8 protein-coding genes, 1 other RNA gene and 2 pseudogenes are annotated in these 19,031 nt (G+C 66.9%); 5 read left to right on the top strand and 6 right to left on the bottom strand.

Translation table 11 applies throughout. From position 1 onward, the window contains the following. Positions 1-296 precede the first annotated feature (296 nt). From ASF90_RS05505 to hemF, 4 genes are all read left to right on the top strand, one after another. Entirely contained in the window at positions 297-2,663 is a 2,367-nt protein-coding gene (locus ASF90_RS05505; protein WP_055846982.1) for a S9 family peptidase, read from the top strand. Positions 2,664-3,059: 396 nt separating this feature from the next. Then, the gene (locus ASF90_RS05500; RefSeq protein WP_055846980.1) at positions 3,060-3,776 is read left to right on the top strand and encodes a hypothetical protein; all 717 of its coding nucleotides are present in this window, start codon (positions 3,060-3,062) and stop codon (positions 3,774-3,776) included. Then, a complete protein-coding gene (locus ASF90_RS05495) occupies positions 3,773-4,333 on the top strand; it encodes a hypothetical protein (protein WP_055846978.1) in 561 nt (186 codons plus the stop codon). The genes ASF90_RS05500 and ASF90_RS05495 overlap by 4 nt, the downstream gene beginning before the upstream one ends. Before the next feature lie 723 nt (positions 4,334-5,056). Continuing rightward, entirely contained in the window at positions 5,057-5,956 is a 900-nt protein-coding gene (gene hemF, locus ASF90_RS05490; protein ID WP_055846975.1) for an oxygen-dependent coproporphyrinogen oxidase, read from the top strand. 626 nt (positions 5,957-6,582) lie between these two features. Here hemF and polA read toward each other — a convergent pair. Then, positions 6,583-9,363 carry a DNA polymerase I gene (polA, locus tag ASF90_RS05485; RefSeq protein ID WP_055846971.1) on the bottom strand — a complete coding sequence of 927 codons (2,781 nt, stop codon included), beginning with the start codon at positions 9,361-9,363 and terminating at the stop codon, positions 6,583-6,585. A gap of 78 nt (positions 9,364-9,441) precedes the next feature. Between polA and ASF90_RS05480 the strand changes: the two genes are divergently transcribed. Beyond that, entirely contained in the window at positions 9,442-9,732 is a 291-nt protein-coding gene (locus ASF90_RS05480; RefSeq protein ID WP_055846968.1) for a DUF2782 domain-containing protein, read from the top strand. Positions 9,733-10,034: 302 nt separating this feature from the next. On the opposite strand, the gene tssA is transcribed toward ASF90_RS05480, so the two are convergent. The 5 genes and pseudogenes from tssA to ASF90_RS24165 form a co-directional block, all read right to left on the bottom strand. Further along, positions 10,035-11,078: a type VI secretion system protein TssA gene (gene tssA, locus ASF90_RS05475; protein ID WP_055850179.1), complete on the bottom strand. Its 1,044-nt coding sequence runs from the start codon at positions 11,076-11,078 to the stop codon at positions 10,035-10,037. Between the two features lie 52 nt (positions 11,079-11,130). After that, a non-coding RNA gene (locus ASF90_RS21560) (sX9 sRNA) lies at positions 11,131-11,207 on the bottom strand. Positions 11,208-11,268: 61 nt separating this feature from the next. Continuing rightward, positions 11,269-13,831, bottom strand: a pseudogene (locus tag ASF90_RS24180) (hypothetical protein); the annotation flags it as partial. A 1-nt stretch (position 13,832) separates the two neighbouring features. After that, a pseudogene (locus tag ASF90_RS24175) lies at positions 13,833-14,524 on the bottom strand (hypothetical protein); the annotation flags it as partial. Positions 14,525-14,586: 62 nt separating this feature from the next. Further along, positions 14,587-19,009, bottom strand: a 4,423-nt coding sequence (locus ASF90_RS24165; RefSeq protein ID WP_330218877.1) for a filamentous hemagglutinin N-terminal domain-containing protein, incomplete at its 3' end; no start/stop codon positions are given. Positions 19,010-19,031 lie beyond the last annotated feature (22 nt).

The raw sequence follows: 19,031 nt of genomic DNA, 5'->3' as shown, positions 1-19,031 counted from the left end.
CGCAGTGACCGCCGACGATGGCGCTGAAGCATTTAACCCGCCACAAGCGCACAGCGATGCGCGCATGCGATGCCGTGCATGCCGCAGCGTCATTCGGCGCAACGCAGCAGTGCCACGCACTACGGTTGCAATGACGTGCAGCAAACACATAGCAGTCGCGTCCGTCTGGCACCACCGCCATGCAACCACCCCTGCGTTACGCCGTCCGCGCATGACCTGTGGCCCAAGCCTGCCGCAGAGACGAACTGCTAGGCTTGCGCGCTCTCCTTTGCGTCCAGTTGTTTCCGATGCCCAGATTGCTGCCGTTGACCCTTCTGCTGCTGACTGCCACCGCGCATGCGCAGTCCGCCGCACCGCTCACCATCGAACAGGTGATGGCCGATCCGGACTGGATCGGGCCGTCGGTCGATCAGGCGTGGTGGCAGTGGGACGGCAAGCAGGTGCAGTACCTGCTCAAGCGCGATGGCAGCCCGGTGCGCGATACCTATCGCCAGGGCATCGACGGCACAGCGGCAGACCGCGTGGCCGACACGGCGCGCGCCGGCCTGGATGCGGCCGACCCCAGCTACGACGCCAGCCGTCAGCGCATGTTGTTCGCACGCAATGGCGATATTTTCCTGCGGGATCTGCGCTCGGGCGCGCTGACCCAGCTGACCCGCAGCAACGAGGTTGAATCGCGTCCGCAATTCGCCAGCGATGGCGGTGCGATCTGGCGTGCGGGCAATAACTGGTACCACTGGCGGGCCGATGGCGGCACCGCGCAGGTGGCCGTGGTCAAGGCCGAGCGCGACCCCAATGCCGCGCCCAAGGCCGATGTCTTGCGCGAGCAGCAACTGGCCACGCTGGCCACGCTGCGTCGCGATCGCGAACAGCGCGATGCGCTGCGCACGCAGGAAGATGCCTGGCGCCGCGCCGACACCACGCGCGCAGCAGCGCCGGTGTATCTGGGCGATGAGGTGGAGATCGTCGACAGCGCATTGTCGCCGGACGGCCGCCACCTGCTGGTGGTGACACAGGCCAAGAACGCCGACGAAGGCCAGACCGGCAAGATGCCCAAGTACGTGACCGAATCCGGCTACGAAGAATTCCAGGAAACCCGCTCCCGCGTCGGTCGCAATGCACCGGTGGCGCATGCGCTGTGGCTGGTCGATGTGGTCGCAGGCAGCGCGCGCCAGCTGTCCTTCGATGCGCTGCCCGGCATCGCCACCGACCCGCTGGCTGCACTGCGCAAGGCCGCCAAGCGCGACGCGCTCAAGGGCAATCGCGCGGTGCGCGTGGAAAGCGATGGCGACGGCAGCGGCCCGGCGGTGCATTGGAGCGACGATGGCCGCAACGTGGCGGTGGAAATCCGCGCGGTGGACAACAAGGACCGCTGGATCGCCAGCGTGGATCTGGACAGCGCCAAGCTGCAACCGCGGCATCGGCTGAGCGACAGCGCGTGGATCAACTGGGACTTCAACGATTTCGGCTGGTTAGCCGATAACCGCACGCTGTGGCTGCTCTCCGAAGAATCCGGCCATTCGCAGCTGTACACGGTGGAAGGCAATGGCAAGCCGCGTCAGCGCACCCGTGGCAAGTGGGAAGTGTCGATGCCGGTGCCCAGCGCCGATGGCAGCGGCATGTATTTCCTGTGCAACCAGAAATGGCCGGGCGATTACGAGGTGTGCAAGCTGGATCTGCGCACCGACCAGCTCACCGAAGTGACGGCCTTGAACGGCGTGGAAGGCTTCAGCCTGTCGCCGAATGGGCAGCAGTTGCTGGTGCGCTACTCCGGCGCCTATCTGCCGCCGCAGCTGGCGGTGGTGCCGGCGGCGGGCGGTCAGGCCACGGTGCTCACCGACACGCGCACGCCGGCCTTCAAGGCGCAGACGTGGATCGCACCGCAGTACGTGCAGGTGCCGTCCAAACACGGCGCCGGCACGGTCTGGGGCAAGTATTACGGGCCGCAGACTCCCGAGCCGGGCAAGCAGTATCCGATCGTGATGTTCGTGCATGGCGCCGGCTACCTGCAAAACGTGTCGCAGCGCTACACGCCGTATTTCCGCGAGCAGATGTTCCACAACCTGTTGGTGCAGCAGGGCTACATCGTGCTGGATCTGGACTACCGCGCATCGGAAGGCTACGGCCGCGACTGGCGCACCGCGATCTACCGCAACATGGGCCATCCGGAGCTGGAAGATTACCTGGATGGCCTGGACTGGCTGGTCGCCACCAAACAGGGCGACCGCGCACGCGCCGGCATCTATGGCGGGTCGTACGGCGGCTTCATGACGTATATGGCTTTGTTCCGCAGCCCCGGCACCTTCAAGGCCGGCGCGGCGCTGCGGCCGGTGGGCGACTGGATGCAGTACAACCACGAGTACACCTCCAACATCCTCAACACGCCCGAGCTCGATCCACAGGCCTACAAGACCTCTTCGTCGATCAACTACGCCGACGGGCTGCAGGACCATCTGCTGATCGCGCACGGCATGATCGACGACAACGTGTTCTTCAAGGACTCGGTGGACATGACGCAGAAGTTGATCGAGTTGCACAAGGACAACTGGCAGGTGGCGCCGTATCCGCTGGAACGCCATGGATTTACCCGGGCCGATGCATGGCTGGACGAGTACAAGCGCATCCTCAAGCTGTTCAATGAGCAGGTGAAGCCACAGCGCTGACCGACGCGCTGCGCCCGTTGCAAGGCGGGCGTTGCCGGCACCGGCGCCCACAGACGGTTGCAGTGCCGGGCGCAGCGTTCCCAGGCGCCACATCGCTGGCGACGTCACAGATACGCATTTGAAGCTTGTTGTAGGCGAGTACTGCTCACCGCCTTGTCCGGAAGCCGCAGCCGGCCGACGCCTGCGGCAATCGGGCCGAGGGCAACGCGTCGCTCAGCCAGCACGCAGGCTGGTTGCGTTGCACTCACCTCTCCCTACGCAAGTGGCTCTAAGCTTGACGCAGGACCGGCAGAGGGTTCGTGCGTTCGCCCTCTGCGCCGGTCTGCCGCAGAACCGGTGCGCCGCCGGCGTCGCGGCAACTTCCCACTCATTGCTGGCGCACACAAGGTAGACGCGATGGGCCTGTGGGACCGTTTGTTTGGACGCAAGACCGCCGTGGCGAAGCCGCCGCGGGCAGAACCCACCGCAGCGACAGCGCCTGGCGACGATGCCGGCGAGGCAGCTGCCGAGATCGACCCCGCATTGCAGCCAGCGCTGACGGCGTTTCAGCGCGGCGATCACGTGGGTGCCTACAACGCGGCGCAAGCGCAGTTGCAGGCCGGTGCGGATGCGCAGCGCCTGTGCGCGCTGGCATTGAGCGCACTGGACCGCTACCACGAGGCGTATCCGTATTGGCTGGCGCTGTACGAGCTGGAGCCGACCGCGCACAACGCGCTGCAGCTGGCCACCACCTCGGTGATGTGCAACGAGGTCGAGCGCGGCGAGCAATGGCTGCTGACCTTCGACGATCTGAACGCCCACGAGCGCTCCACCTCGCCAGCCACGGCGCGGACCGGCTTCCTGACCGCACTGACCCGCGCCGGTCACGGTGCGCATGCCCTGCCGCATCTGGAGTGGCTGCGCGAAGCCTATGCCGGCATGTCGATCACCGACAGCCACTTTTTGTATGTCCGCGGCCTGCCGTTCTTCGAAGAATTTCTTGAGCGCAGCACGCCGTTACTGCGCGCGTGTCTGCCAGCCGATGCCCTGCCCGGCTGGTACGCACAGCTGCAACCCGCGCTGGACCCACCCGGGCAGGCGGCAGTCGCGGCGCATATCGCGTCGCTGCAATGAACGCGGCGCCGCGCACATCGCCCCAATCGAACGGTGGCTTTGTCTCGCCGCTGGCATGGGTCTCGTTGTTGCTGGGCGCGGTCAGCGCACTGGCCAACCTGTTTCAGATCTTGGTGCTGTTGGCGGTACCCGACGCCACCACGCTCGCCCTGCCCCTGGGCATGACCTTGCCGCCGTCGTGGCAATGGGTGATCGACCACGGCATGGCGTTGTCGGTAATCGGGGTGGTGCTGTCGGTGGCGTTCGCATGGCTGAGCTGGGCGCTGCTACAGCGACGCGAGTGGGCGCGCATCGGGTTTGTGGTGGTGCTGATCGTCACCGGGCTGCTCAATTTTGCCGGGCTGGCGTTGATCGGGCCGTTGTTCGACGGCGTGCAGGCCATGCTGCCGGCCGATGTACTGCACAGCCCGGAATGGCCACAGATGCAGGCACGCCTGCAGGCCACGCAACAGATGGCGCTGGTGCTCACCGGCGCGGGCGCTCTGGCCATCGGCTGCGTGCATGCAGCACTCGCCTGGCGACTGTGCAAGCCAGCTGTTCGCGCGGAGTTTGCCTAGGTCTAGTGACTTTGGCGCAGGCAAGGGCCATGCAGTCCGCGCGCAGATCGGCTGCCTTGCAACCAATGATCCGCGCGAGTCAATCACGTTGAGAAGACTGACAGCTTGCGTGTTGCGGTTGCCTGGCGATCTTCGAACCTGGTGAGTCGAGGGCGCGGTGCACTCACCGCACCAGACCGTTTGCTGGTGGTTTTGCTGAAGAACCAAACCGCCGCGTCGCGCGATGTCGGGGGTTGCTGGTTGCTGTGCCGAAACCCTGGGCACCGATCAACGCGACTGGTCCTTGCCCGCTCACCGTCGCGGGACCCTTGGCGGCAAGGATGCCGCCACGGAGCTTACATGGACGTACTTGCAGCGTGTCCTGCGATGGTGGGCGGGCAAGGGCCCTGCAGCAAACGCGAAGACATCGAGTGCGCAACGCCCTTACCGCTCGCGGGACACGCCGTCAACCCGTCCATGCGGGCTCGATGGCGGCATCCATGCCGCAAGCGGCGAGGACACCGCACCAGACAGTGTGTCGGTGGTTTTGTTGAAGAACGGAAACCACCGTGTCGTGCGGTTTAGTGGTTGCTGTGCTGTGCTGAAACGTTACACACAGACCAACTCGACTGACCCTGACACGCTAACCGCTGCGGGACCTTCTCCACCTTCCGCATCGCCCTGCGACAAACGGCCACGTTCGGGTGAGCGCACCCGCCGCGATGCACGGCTTAGAATTGGGCCATGAACGAATTCGACCGTGTACGCGATTATCTGACCGACCTGCAGGACCGTATCTGCGCCGCTGTGGAAGCCACCGATGGGCGAGCGCGGTTCTCCGAGGATCTGTGGCAGCGCGAGGAAGGCGGTGGCGGGCGTACCCGCATCCTGCGCGACGGCGCGGTGTTCGAGCAGGCCGGCATAGGCTTTTCGGATGTGTCCGGCACGCGCTTGCCGCCCTCGGCCAGTGCCCACCGGCCTGAGCTGGCGGGCGCGACCTGGCGGGCCTGCGGCGTGTCGCTGGTGTTTCATCCGAACAACCCGCACGTGCCGACCACGCATATGAACGTGCGTTACTTCCGCGCCGAGCGCGATGGCGAGGTGGTTGCCGCGTGGTTCGGCGGCGGCTTCGATCTGACGCCGTTCTACCCGGTGGATGAAGACGTGCAGCACTGGCACCGCACCGCGCAGACGCTGTGCGCGCCGTTCGGCGAGGAGCGCTATGCCGCGCACAAGCGTTGGTGCGACGAGTACTTCTTCCTGCGCCACCGCAACGAAACGCGCGGCGTCGGCGGGCTGTTCTTCGACGACCTGGGCCAGGACTTCGAGCGCGACTTTGCCTACCAGCAGGCGGTGGGCAATGGCTTCCTGGATGCCTACATGCCGCTCGTGCAGCGCCGCAAGGACGAACCGTTTGGCGAGCGCGAGCGCGAGTTCCAGCTGTACCGCCGCGGGCGCTACGTGGAGTTCAACCTGGTCTACGACCGCGGCACCCTGTTCGGGCTGCAGAGCGGCGGGCGCGCCGAGAGCATCCTGATGAGCCTGCCGCCGCGGGTGCGTTGGGAATACGGCTACACCGCCGAGCCCGGCAGCGCCGAGGCGCGGTTGCTGGACTACCTGGTGCCGCGCGACTGGCTGGGCTGACAGTGACGTTGCCGTGATCGGAGCGGGCCGGAGTGAAGGGGCCGCCAGCGCTGCTGCCCTGCGAAGGCAGTGCGCCACGCCCGATGCATCCGAAGGCGCTGAAATCTTCCCCGTGCAGGGATTGGTTTCAGCGCCTTTATCCGTTGGGTCATCCACACAGATTCACGCATTCAGAGTCGCTCACAGTTAAACCTGAATTGCGGAAATGAAACGCTGTGTTGATTGAGCGAGTTAATCGCCCCCATTTAAATTTGTGATTGCTCACGCAGCTATTGCGCAATCTGCGGACGCTGTCCAGCAGCGCAGCGTCTTTCCGGCTACTCTGAACGCTGGAAATAAAAAAGCCCCGCAGACCAGGGGGAGGTCGGCGGGGCCAGGGAACGGAAACTTGGGGAGGAGTTTCCGCTCCGAGATCTGCTCCAGGGGATGGGAGAGATCTGCCGACAGGCGTTGCGCCCGTCGAGGGATATAACACCATTTTCCACATTGATGGATCGTGAAGATAACTGTTAAAAAAATGTAGAATTTAACGGTTATTCATTCCTCCAATCCTGCCGCGCGCGCATTATCTTTTGACCAACTTATGTCTGGTCTGCGCATTCAGCATATCAGCGTGATGTACTGCGTCAGTGCGCCTCGTCCCAGTTATCGCCCACGCCCGAATCCACCACCAGCGGCACGCGTAATTCAGCAGCGGCCGACATGCGCGCGGTGACTTCGCTCAGCAACGTGTCGACGAAATCGGTGTCGGCTTCGAACACCAGTTCGTCGTGCACCTGCAGGATCATCAGTGCGCGCTGCGCGTGGTCGGCGATCCAGCCATCCACGCTGACCATGGCGCGCTTGATGATGTCGGCGGCGGTGCCCTGCATCGGCGCGTTGATCGCAGCGCGCTCGGCACCGGCGCGCTGGCCCTGGGTGCCGGCATTGATGAAGTCCAGATACAGCCGGCGACCGAACACCGTCTCCACGTAGCCCTTGTCGCGGGCCTGCTGGCGGGTGGTTTCCATGAAGTCGCGCACGCCCGGGTAGCGGCTGAAGTACAGCGCGATGTAGTCCTGCGCCTCGCCACGGCCGATGCCGAGCTGGCGGGCCAGGCCGAACGCGCTCATGCCGTACATCAGGCCGAAGTTGATCGCCTTGGCGGCGCGGCGTTCGTCGTTGCTGACGGTGTCGATGGTGCGGCCGAACACCTCCGCCGCGGTGGCGCGGTGCACGTCGGCGCCGGAGTCGAACGCACCCACCAGGCCGGGGTCGCCGGACAGGTGGGCCATGATGCGCAGTTCGATCTGCGAGTAGTCGCAGGCGATCAGCTTGCGCCCGGGCGGGGCGACGAAGGCGCGGCGGATGCGGCGGCCGTCTTCGGTGCGGATCGGGATGTTCTGCAGGTTGGGGTCGGACGAGGACAGCCGCCCGGTGGCGGCGCCGGCCTGGTGGTAGCTGGTGTGCACGCGCCCGGACTGCGGGTGGATCATCTCCGGCAGCTTGTCGGTGTAGGTGCTGCGCAGCTTGGCCAGGCCGCGGTACTCCAGGATCACCCGCGGCAGCTCGTGCTGGTCGGCGATGGCTTCCAGCGCTTCTTCGTTGGTCGAGGGCTGGCCCTTGGGCGTCTTGACCACGGCGGGCAGCTTGAGCTCGTCGAACAGCAGCGCCTGCAGCTGCTTGGGCGAATCCAGGTTGAAGGTGCGCCCGGCCAACTCGGTGGCCTTTTGCTGGGCGGCGAGCATGCGCTTGGACAGGTCCGCGCTCTGGCGGCGCAGTTCGGCCGCGTCCACGCACACGCCGTTGGCCTCGATGCGGGCGAGCACTTCCACCAGCGGCATCTCGATCTCGCGGTAGACGCGCTCCAGCCCCGGCTCGGCGGCCAGCTTGGGGCCGAGCACGTGGTGCAGGCGCAGGGTGATGTCGGCGTCTTCGGCGGCGTAGCGGGTGGCATCTTCCAGGCTGACCTGGGCGAACTTGATCTGCTTGGCGCCCTTGCCGCAGACGTCTTCGTACTTGACGGTGTCGTAGCCCAGATAGCGCTTGGCCAGGCTATCCATGTCGTGGCGGGCGCTGCCGGAATTGAGCACGAAGCTCTCCAGCAAGGTGTCGTCGCTGTAGCCGGCCAGCTCCACGCCATGCCGGCGCATCACGTGCAGGTCGTACTTGCCGTGCTGGCCGAGCTTGCGCAGCGCAGGGTCGGTGAGCAGCGGCGCCAGCTGGGCCAGCGCCTGGGCGCGGTCGAGCTGGGCCGGCGCGCCGGGGAAGTCGTGGCCGAACGGCAGGTACGCCGCCTGGCCGGGCTCGGCGGCGACGCTGAGGCCGATCAGGTTGGCCTGCAGCGGGTCCAGGCTGTCGGTTTCGGTATCGAAGGCGAACTGGCCGGCCGCGCGCAGGCGGGCGATCCAGCTGTCCAGCTGTTGCTGGGTGAGAATCGTCTCGTACTGACCGGGCGCGGCCAGGGCCGGGTCCAGATCCACCGGCGCGCTCGCCGGGCCGGAGACGAAGCCGGTGCCGCGGGCGCGACCGGGTTCGGTACGGGCCACGGCCATGGCTTCGGTCTGCGCGCCAGCGGCCGCTGCGCCGCCCAGCTCGCGCAGGGCCTGACTGAAGCCGTAGCGGGCGTACAGGATGGCCAACGTTTCGGCATTGGGCTCGCGCAGCTCCAGCGCGCGCGGGCCGCTGGCCAACGCCACGTCGGTCTTGATGGTGACCAACGCGCGGTTGAGCGGCAGCCGCGGCAGTGCGGCGCGCAGGTTCTCGCCGATCTTGCCCTTGATCTTCTCGGCGTTGGCGATGACGCCGTCGAGCGAGTCGTATTCGGCCAGCCATTTGGCGGCGGTCTTGGGGCCGCACTTGTCCACGCCGGGCACGTTGTCGATGGCATCGCCCATCAGCGCGAGCAGGTCGACGATCTGGTCGGCCCGCACGCCGAACTTGGCGATCACCGCCTCGTCCGAATCCATGCGGCTGCCGCTCATGGTGTTGACCAGTTCGATGCCTGGACGCACCAGCTGCGCGAAATCCTTGTCGCCGGTAGAGATGGTGACGCTCAATCCGTCTGCGGCGGCCTGCAGCGCCAGCGTGCCGATCACATCGTCCGCTTCCACGCCGTCGATGCGCAGGATGTCGATGCCCAGCGCATGCACGATGTCGCACATCGGCTGCACCTGTGCGCGCAACTCGTCGGGCATCGAGGGACGGTTGGCCTTGTAGTCGGCATACAAGTCATCACGAAATGTCTTGCCCGGCGCGTCCACCACGAACGCGACGTAGGCGGGGCGTTCCTTCAAGGTGGCGCGCAACATGTTGACCACGCCGAATAACGCGCCGGTGGGCTCGCCCTGGGCATTGGTCAGCGGCGGAAGCGCGTGGAACGCGCGATACAGGTAACTGGACCCGTCGATCAGGACTAATTTGCTCATCGGACAATTCTAACGCTGCACGCCCGCGCCACACCGCGCCAGCGCATACTGACCGACGACCTAAAACGGATGACGACGATGAAGAGAGCATGTCTTTTGCTGCTGCCGTTGCTGCTGCTTGGCGGCTGTGCCACGAGCGGCGGTGGCCGCGCTGGTGGCGATGTTCCGGCCGGCGCAGATGTCACCAGCAAGACCATGGGGAATGGCGACAAGGTCGACGAATACCGCGTCAATGGTCAGCTGGAAATGGTGCGCGTGACGCCGGCCCGCGGTGCGCCCTACTTCCTGTACGACCGCGACCACGACGGGCATACCGATGCCGAGAAGGACAAGGTCAACAAGGTGTATTGGCAGCTGTATCGTTGGTGATTGGGGAGTTGGGATTCGGGATTCGCAACAGCGCGGTGTGACTGCGTTTTGTTCGGAGGTGGGCGGTGGGCTGGTTGAGCTGCCGCCGTAGGGCAGTCGGTGGGATTGCCGGCGCGCCTTGTGCGGCTGCCTGTTTGACTGAGCGGGTGGAATGGAGCCGCTCACAGAATGCTGGCGCTCATCGCTCATCGCCCAGCGGGTGCGACCGGCCTCGGTACGGCATGTCCCACGCGCGCACTTGGTCTCTAAGCGCGTTGTCCACATTCACCTGACCACTGCTCGCGAGCTGTCGTTCGCCGCGATCAGCCGTTTTCCAGCGGGCCGGTGACGCGTTGCAGGTCGTCGATGCCGGCCGGGGCCAGTTCCTTCATCAAGGCCAGGAAATCGCGGCCCACCAGGCGCTGCGCACGCCGCAGCAGCATCGGCACCGGGCTGGAAGGTTCGCAGCGCGCGTAATAGGCGCAGATTTCATCCAGGCGACGCAGCACATCGTCTGGGCCGGCAATGGCGCCGGCCGGGCGGGCGCTGGTGGTCGCGCCGTCGTTGCCCTCGCCAGCCGGCGCAGTGTCAGCGTCCGGCGCGGCGGGGTTGGCGCTGCTGTCGCGCGCCTGCCAGTGCGGCAGCACGAAACGTTCCAGCTCGCGCAGGTCGGTCAGCAGCGGGCGCAGGTCCGGCGCGGCGGTGCCGACGTGTTCGGTGAGCAGGGCATCGATGGCGCGCGCATGCGCCGACGCAGCGCTGATGGCCTGGGCGGAGGCGGCCAGCGTTTCCGGCGTGCAGTCCTGGCAGCAGGCTTCGATCTCGGCCAGGCTGGGGCCGGTCTGGCCCTCGGGCAGTTTGAGGGTGCCGTTGGCCACGCGCAGGTCGCGCAGGCTGAAGCGGCCCAGCCGCGGCGATTGCACGAACGGTGCGGTGCGCAGCGCGCCAAGCAGGCCCATCGGGTCACTCAAGCCGACCAGCGCGTTGATGCGCGAGGTCGGGTCGTTGTCGTCGTCGGCATCCAGCTGCGGGTGCACGCTGTCCCAATGCTGGTCCAGCAGGCCGTGGATCAGCGCCAGGGTGTCGGCCCAGCCCGGCAGGCCGCGCAGGCGCAACCAGGCCGCGCCCAACTTGCTGGCGATGCGCAGGTCGCGGCTGCGGCGGCTGAGTTCCAGCGCCAGCGCCTGCACCTTGTCCCAGTCGGGTTCTTCGGCGGCGATGACGCTCTCGCCCAGGGTGCGCTCGGCGCGGACGGCCGAGTCGCGCTCCAGGCGCAGGAAGTCCGGGTCGTATTCCAGGTCCGGGCCGGCCGGGGCATCGTCGCTGATCGGTGCCAGCAAGGTCTGCAGGGAAGTGTCGTCGTGCATGGCAGGCTCCATCGGGAGAGCCGCCGCGGTGGGCGGCGGCAGGGCTTAGAGTGGCTGACAAAACGTAGCGAGCAGTCGTCAGGTGGGTGTGGACGGCGCGCTCAGAACCGGCGTGTACGCGTGGTACATGCCGCACCGAGCACCGGCCGCGCCCGCCTGGCGGTGAGCACAGTCGTTTTGTTAGCTGCTCTTATTGCGGGGTGCAGACCGCGTCCGGGTCGCCGGCGTCGCAGGCCGGTTGCTGGTCGTCGGGCAGACGCAGGCCGGGACGGACCAGGCCGAAGGCGCGATACGGCGTCCCGCTGGCGGACAGATCGACGAAGGCGATGGTGCGGCTGGCCGAGCTCTGCGCGCGGCCGGCAAACGCCGAGGCAGGCACATTGAAGCTGGAACCGCCGCTCAACTCGAGCAGCCCGCCCTCGGCGGTGGTCGCGTTGAAGTACGCCGGTGGCGCGCCCACCGCGCCAATCACCTGGGCGCCGGTGCCGATCAGGTAGATCGGGTCCTGCTGGGTGCCGATGCGGCCGGTCGCGGAGAAATTGCCGGTGCCATCGCGCAGGGTGGCGCGGCCTTCCTGCAGCAGATCGCCGCGCACCGACAACAACAACGCGCTGTTGCCGGCATCCACGCTGTAGCTGCTGCCGTTGGCCAGCACCAGCGTGAGGTCGCCGGCATTGGTGAGGCTGAAGCCATTGCTGGCGGTGAAATCGCCCAGCTGCACCACGCGGTTGTCGATGAAGGTGGTGGCATCGCCCAGCAGCACCGGGCCACCGGCGCTCCCACTGAGCAGGTTGGTGCTGATGGCGCTGCCGGCGCGCTGGCGAATGCCGGCAACCGCCTGCAGCCAGGTGGTCGCAGCGCTGAGCTGACCATCCAGCAGCAACGCATCACCGCTGCGCAGCCGCAACAGGTTGCCGCCATCCACGCGCCCGCTCACCTGCAATGCGCCGGCACTGAACAGGTCCAGGCCTTGCGCACGGAAGTCGCCGAGCGTGCCGATGGCATTGCCGGCGCCGGTCAGCGTGGCCGCGCCCGCGGCGCTGCCGCTGAGGTGCGCTGCGCGCAGGCTGCCGGCGCTTTGGGTGATGGCACCACCGCTGCGCACGCTGAGGTTGCCGGCGCTGCTGATGTCGTGCCCCAGCTGCATGCCGCCACCGCTGCTCAACGCCACCGCGTTGCCGGCAATCGCACCGCTGGTGGACAGCTGGCCGCCGGCCTGCAGCGCGACCGCACCGCTCGCCTGCGCCGCCACGGCCAGGTCGTTGCGATCGACCAGCGCGATGCTGCCGCCAGTGGCCTGCACGCTGCCCTGGAAATCGTTGCCGGCATCGGTGAGCACGATGGCGCCGCTGCCCGCATCGAGCACGCTGTTGCCGACGACGGTCAACGCGCCTTGCTGGATGATGCCGGCAGCGGTTGCCGCCGGCGTGGGCAACGCCTGCGCGAGAACGCGTGCGGCCGGTGCAACGCCACTGCGCGCGACCAGCGTGCCGCCGATGCGGCCCTGACCCAGATTCAATGCCTCGCCACTGCTTGCCTCCAGCGCGGCGACATCCACGTTGCCCAGCGTCAGCGCATTGCGGTCGCGTACGCGAGTGTCGCCACCGCGGAGGTTCACTGCCGACTGGAAATCATTACCGGCATCGGCAAGCGCGATGGAAGCGCCGGCACTGTCGATGCGGGTGACACCGGTGACGGTCAGCGCAGCGGTCTGCGACAGTCCACCGCCGTTGCTGGCAGCGTCCAGATCGCCATTGACCAGGCCGAAGCCCAGGTTGAGCGCACCGGTGGTGGCGACATCGAGCGCGCCGGTGTTCAGCGCACCCAGCGTCAGCGCAGTGGCAGCGCGCACACGCGTGGCACCGCCGCTGAGCGCGAGCAGGCCCTGGAAGTCGTTGCCGGCGGCATCGAGCACGATCGCGCCGCTGCCGGCATCGACCACGCTGTTGCCTGCCACCTGCAACGTGCCCGCACGTTGGGTGATCGCCACGTTGGTGCTGCGCACTGCCAGATCGCCCGACGCAGCGATGGTATTGCCAAGCACGATGCCGTTGGCACCGGTCAGCTGCACATCGCCGCCACGCAGCGCACCGACCGTGGTGAGGGTACCGCCACGCGCGATCAAACTGAGCGCACTGGTACCGGTGTCGATCGTGCTAGCCGGTAGCAGCAACGCACCGCCGGCATCCAGCGTTACCGCGCCAGTGCCGGTGCTTTGCACGCTGGCGAGCTGCAGGTCGTTGCGGTCGACCAGGCCAATGCCATCGCCGGTGGCGGCGACTGCACCGACGAAATCGTTGTTGGCATTGGTCAACGCAATCGATCCGTTGCCGGCATCGAGCGTGCTTGCGCCGGTAATGCTGAGCGCGTTGGTTTGCGTGATGACACCGCCGTTGCTGGTCGCGGTCAGTGCGCCATTGACGCTGCCCTGGCCCAGATTCAATGCGCCGGTGTTGGTGACGGTGAGCGCGCCGGTGTTGAGCGTGCCCAGCGTCAGTGCGTCGCTGTCGTTGAGTTGCACGGTGCCACCAGTGAGGTTCACTGCACCTTGGAAATCATTGGCGCCATTCAAGGCAATGGCGGCAGTGCCGGCGTTGACGGTGGTGAGGCCGCCGACCAGCAATTGGCCGCCGCTCTGATTGATGGCGGCATTGGTGGTGCGCAGCGTTAGCGCGTTGTCGGCGCTGATGGTGTGCGCCAGGGTCAAGCCATCGCGTGCAGTGAGCACGACGTTGCCGCCGCTCAGCGCGCCANCTGCCGGCGTTGACGGTGGTGAGGCCGCCGACCAGCAATTGGCCGCCGCTCTGATTGATGGCGGCATTGGTGGTGCGCAGCGTTAGCGCGTTGTCGGCGCTGATGGTGTGCGCCAGGGTCAAGCCATCGCGTGCAGTGAGCACGACGTTGCCGCCGCTCAGCGCGCCACCGGTGCTGAACGCGCTGCCGGTGGAAGTGAGCGTCAAGCTGCCGGTACCGGCGGAGATCGCCGATGCAGGCAGGTTGAGCGTCTGCGCAGTGAGCGCGATGTCGCCGTTGCTATTGCCGTTGATCGAGGAGACGTTCAGCACGCTGCGATCGGTCACGGCGATGCCGTTGCCGGTCAAGCTGACGGCGCCCTGGAAATCGTTGTTGGCATCGGTCAGTGCGATCGCGCCGCTGCCGGCGTTGACGGTGCTTGGGCCGGTGACGGTGAGCGCACCGGCCTGGGTGATGGCGCCGTTGTTGCTGGTGGCGGTCAAGGCGCCGGTGCTGCCAGTGCCCAGGTTCAACGCACCGTTGCTGGTGACGGTGAGTGCGCCGGTATTGAGGCTGCCGAGGGTGAGGGTGTTGGCATCGACGATCTGCGCCGCGCCGCCGGTGAGGGCGACCGCGCCGGTGAAGTCGTTGGCATTGGCCAGTGCGATCGCGCCGCTGCCGGCGTTGACGGTGGTGAGGCCGCCGACCAGCAATTGGCCGCCGCTCTGATTGATGGCGGCATTGGTGGTGCGCAGCGTTAGCGCGTTGTCGGCGNTGCCGGCGTTGACGGTGGTGAGGCCGCCGACCAGCAATTGGCCGCCGCTCTGATTGATGGCGGCATTGGTGGTGCGCAGCGTTAGCGCGTTGTCGGCGCTGATGGTGTGCGCCAGGGTCAAGCCATCGCGTGCAGTGAGCACGACGTTGCCGCCGCTCAGCGCGCCGCCGGTGCTAAATGCGCTGCCGGTGGAGGTGAGCGTCAAGCTGCCGGTGCCGGCGGAGATCGCCGATGCAGGCAGGTTGAGCGTTTGCGCAGTGAGCGCGATGTTGCCGTTGCTATTGCCATTGATCGAGGAGACGTTCAGCACGCTGCGATCGGTCACGGCGATGCCGTTGCCGGTCAAGCCGACGGCGCCCTGGAAATCGTTGTTGCTATCGGTTAGCGCGATCGTGCCGCTGCCGGCGTTGATGGTGCTTGCGCCGGTGACGGTGAGTGCACCGGCCTGGGTGATGGCGCCGTTGTTGCTGGTGGCGGTCAGCGCGGCATTGACGCTGCCCTGACCAAGATTCAACGCACTGTTGCTGCTAACGGTGAGCGCGCCGGTTTTGAGGCTGCCCAGGGTGAGCGCGTTGGCATCGACGATCTGCGCCGCGCCGCCGGTGAGATTCACCGTGCTGGTGAAATTATTGCCGATGTCGGTCAGTGCAATCGTGCCACTGCCGGCGTTGATGCTGCCAACCCCATTAACGGTGAGCGCACCGGCCTGAGTGATGGCGCCGTTGTTGCTGGTGGCGGTCAAGGCGCCGGTGCTGCCGGTGCCAAGATTCAGTGCACCGGTGCTGGTGACGGTGAGTGCGCCGGTGTTGAGCGTGCCCAGGGTGAGCGTGTTGGCATCGACCACCTGCACGGCGCCGCCGGCCAGATTCACCGCGCCGGCGAAATTGTTGGCGCTGTCGGCCAACGTGATGCTGCCGCTGCCGGCATCGAAGCGGCTGCTGCCGCTGACGGTCAGCGCGCCTTGCTGGTCGATGGCGGTGTTGTTGCTGTCGACCACCAGGCTGCCGACGCTGCTGTTGCCCAGGGTGAGCCGATCGCGATCGACCACCTGCACGGCGTTGCCGCTCAGGCCCACTACACCGCGAAAGTCGTTGTCGCTCGCATCCAGGGTGATGTTGTCGGTGCCGGCAGTGAATTGCGCCGCGCCACCCACCTCAAGCCCGCCGGTCTGGGTGATGCCGCCGCTGGCGCTGGTGGCGGTCAGCGAGGTGGCCACGCTGCCCTGCCCCAGATCCAATGCGCTACCGCTGCTGACTGTGAGCGCGTTGGCGCTGAAGCTGCCCAGGGTCAACGCGCTGAGCGCGTTGATCTGCACCGCGCCACCGGTCACCGACAGCGCGCCGGTGAAGGCGTTGGACGCGCCGTTCAACGCCACAGCGCCGCTGCCGGTATTGACCGTGGTGGTGCCATCGATGGCGAGCCTGCCGGCAAGCTGGGTGAGCGCAGCGTTGGTGGTGCGCAGCTGCAGGTTGCCGCTGCTGGTGATGTCATGCGACAGCGTGATGCCCGTGCGCGCGTTGAGGCTGACATTGCCGCCGCGCAATGCGCCATTGGTAGACAAGCTGCCGTTGTCCGAACGCAGTTGCAGCGTGGCGCTGCCGGTGTCGATCGATTGCGCCGGCAGGCTCAGCATGCCGCCTGCGGTGAGCGTGACCGCGCTGTTGGCGGCGCTGACCAGCGAGACGATGGACAGGTCGTTGCGATCGTAGATGCCGATGGCGCCGCCGGTCACATCCAGTCCGGCGGTGAAATCGTTGCCCTGACCGAGCAGGGAGATCGCACCGGTTCCGGCGTTGACGGTGCCCAGTGCGCCAGCGCTGATCGCCCCACCGCCCTGGGTGATGGCGGCGTTGGTGGTGGTCAACGCCAGCGTGCTGGTGGCATCGATGTCGTGGTCCAGGGTCAGCCCGTCGCGAGCAGACAGGTTGATCTGATTGGCACTGAGCGCGCCCTTGGTCGCCAGCGTGCCGCCCTGCGCGCTTAGCCGCAGATTGCCCGCGCCGAGGTCGATGGCCTGCGCTGGCAACACCAGGTCGGCGCCAGCGGTGAGGGTGACATCCCCGCCGCTACCGGCGGTGAGCGAGGTCACGCTGAGCGTGTCGAGATCGCTGACCGCGATGCCGGTGCCGACCAGAGTCAGCGCGCCCTGAAAGTCGTTGCCGCCGTTGCCCAGCGAAATCGCGCCGCTGCCTGCATTGAGTGTTGCCGGGCCGGTCAGGGTCAGTGCGCCGTTCTGGGTGATCGCGCCACCGTTGCTGCTGGCAGTGACGATGCCGCCAATGCTGCCCTGGCCCAGGTTCAAGCTGCCGTGGCTGGTGGCGGTGAGCGTGTTGGTGGCAATGGCGCCCAGGGTGAGTGCGTTGCTGTCGTTGACCATCACCGTGCTGCCGGTGAGCGAGACCGCGCCGCCGAAATCGTTGCCGGCACCACCCAGGCTGATGGCGCCGGTGCCCGCTGCCGCAGTGGCGTTGGTGGTGCCGGTGACAGCGAGCAGGCCGGCGGTCTGGGTGATGGCCCCGGTGTCGCTGGTCAGTAGCAGGTTGCCGCCGGCCTGGACGCTGTGGCCAAGATTCAGCGCATCGCGCGCACGCAGGCTCACCTGGTTGCCGGACAGTGCGCCCCCGGTGCTGAGCCCTCCACCGAGCGCGCTCAGCGACAGCGCGCCGGTGCCGGTGGCAATGGCCTGCGCGGGCAAGTTGAGCGCGCCGCCTGCGGTGAGCGTAATGGCGCCGTTGCTGCCGTTGGTGAGCCCGACGATGGTGAGAGCGTTGGCATCGCGTACGGCGATACCGATACCGGTCAGCGTGAGCGCGCCAACGAAGTCGTTGCCGCTATCGCTCAGCGCAGTGCCCCCGTTGCCGGAATCGAGCGTGCTGGTGCCGTTCACCGTCAACGCGCCTGTCTGGCTGATCTGCCCACCATTGCTGGTGGCGCTGAGCGCGCCGGTCACCGCACCACTGCCGAGATTCAACGCACCGCTGCTGGTGGCGGTGAGGTTGCCGGTGGCCAGCGTGCCCAGGGTCAGTGCGCCGCTGTCGCTGATCTGGGTGGTGCCCCCGCGCAGGCTGACCGCCTGCTGGAAATCGTTACCTGCAGTGGTCAGCGAGATGGCTCCCGTGCCGGCCTGCAGATCGCTGGTGCCGGTGACGGTGAGGCCGGCGTTGCCAGCCTGCTGGATCGCGCCATTGTTGCTGGTGGCACTGAGCGCGCCGGTCACCGTGCCGCTGCCAAGATTCAGCGTGCCGGTGCTGGTGGCGGTGAGGTTGCCGGTGGTCAGCGTGCTCAGCGTCAATGCACCGCTGTCGGTGATCTGTGTGGCGCCACTGGTGAGGCCGACACTGCCGCCAAAATGATTGCCGCCATCGCTCAGCGTCAGCGCCTGGTTGCCCAGCGAAAAGGTGCTGGTGCCGCCGACCGTCAGCGCGCCCTGTTGCGCCAGGCCGATGGTGTTGGTCAGGCCCAGGTTGCCGGCCACCTGCAGGAAGCCGAGGTTGGCGATCTTGTTGGCGCCGCTGAAGCTGGCATTGCCGCCGATGCTGCCGGACACGTTGCCGGCGGTGAGCACGCCGCCCTGCTGTACGGCGACGTCAGAGACATAGCTGATGGCACCGCTGCCGACATCGATACTGCCATTGCCGACGATGCCGTTGCTGCCGGCGCCGTTGGCCACCAGCGAGACACTGCCATCGCTGCCGCCGGCAAGTGCTGCAGCGCGGACGACGCCACTGTTGTTGACCAGCGCGTCGAACACGCCCTGTGCTGCGCGTGCGCTCAGGGAGATGGTGCCGCCGGGTGCGATCAGGCTGCCGGAGTTATTCACCGCGAACGTGCCCTGCGCGAACTCCAGCGATTTGTCGATGACCACGCCAAACCCACCGCTCTCGAAACTGAGGGTGACCTTGTCGGCGCCGGCCAGGGTGATGTTGCCGGCGTTGGCGGTGATGGTGCCGCTGTTGAGCACTTCGGCGCCGATCAGATTGACCGCGCCGGCGGCGGTAATGGTGCCGGCATTGGACACCCGGGCGATCCCACCGTTTGCATCAAAGACGTCGATGCCGTTGATGAAGTTGATGTCCTGGGCCCCCAGGGTGGTGGCGACCAGGCCGCCGACATTTACCTGCGCGGTATTGCCGAAGAGGATGCCGTTGGAATTGAGCAGGAACACCTGACCATTGGCGGTGATGTTGCCGAAGATCTGCGTGGGATTGCCGCCGATGACGCGATTGAGGATCACCGAGCTCGCAGATGGCTGGTTGAAGCGCACCGTGGCGGCCGAACCGATATCGAAGCTCGTCCAGTTCAACGCCATGCGCGAGCCGGTCTGGTCGATCACCTGCGTTGTGCCGTTGGGCGCATTGATCGTGCCAGTGCCGCCCACGATGCTGCCGCCAGTGGGCAGCTGGGTGCTGGCAACCTGCGCCATCGCCGGTGCGCTGAGCATGAGT

The organism is Xanthomonas sp. Leaf148 (genome assembly GCF_001423585.1).
Classification (GTDB): domain Bacteria; phylum Pseudomonadota; class Gammaproteobacteria; order Xanthomonadales; family Xanthomonadaceae; genus Xanthomonas.
Note: the sequence above shows the minus strand (reverse complement) of the source record. Positions and strands in the feature narration are given on the sequence as shown.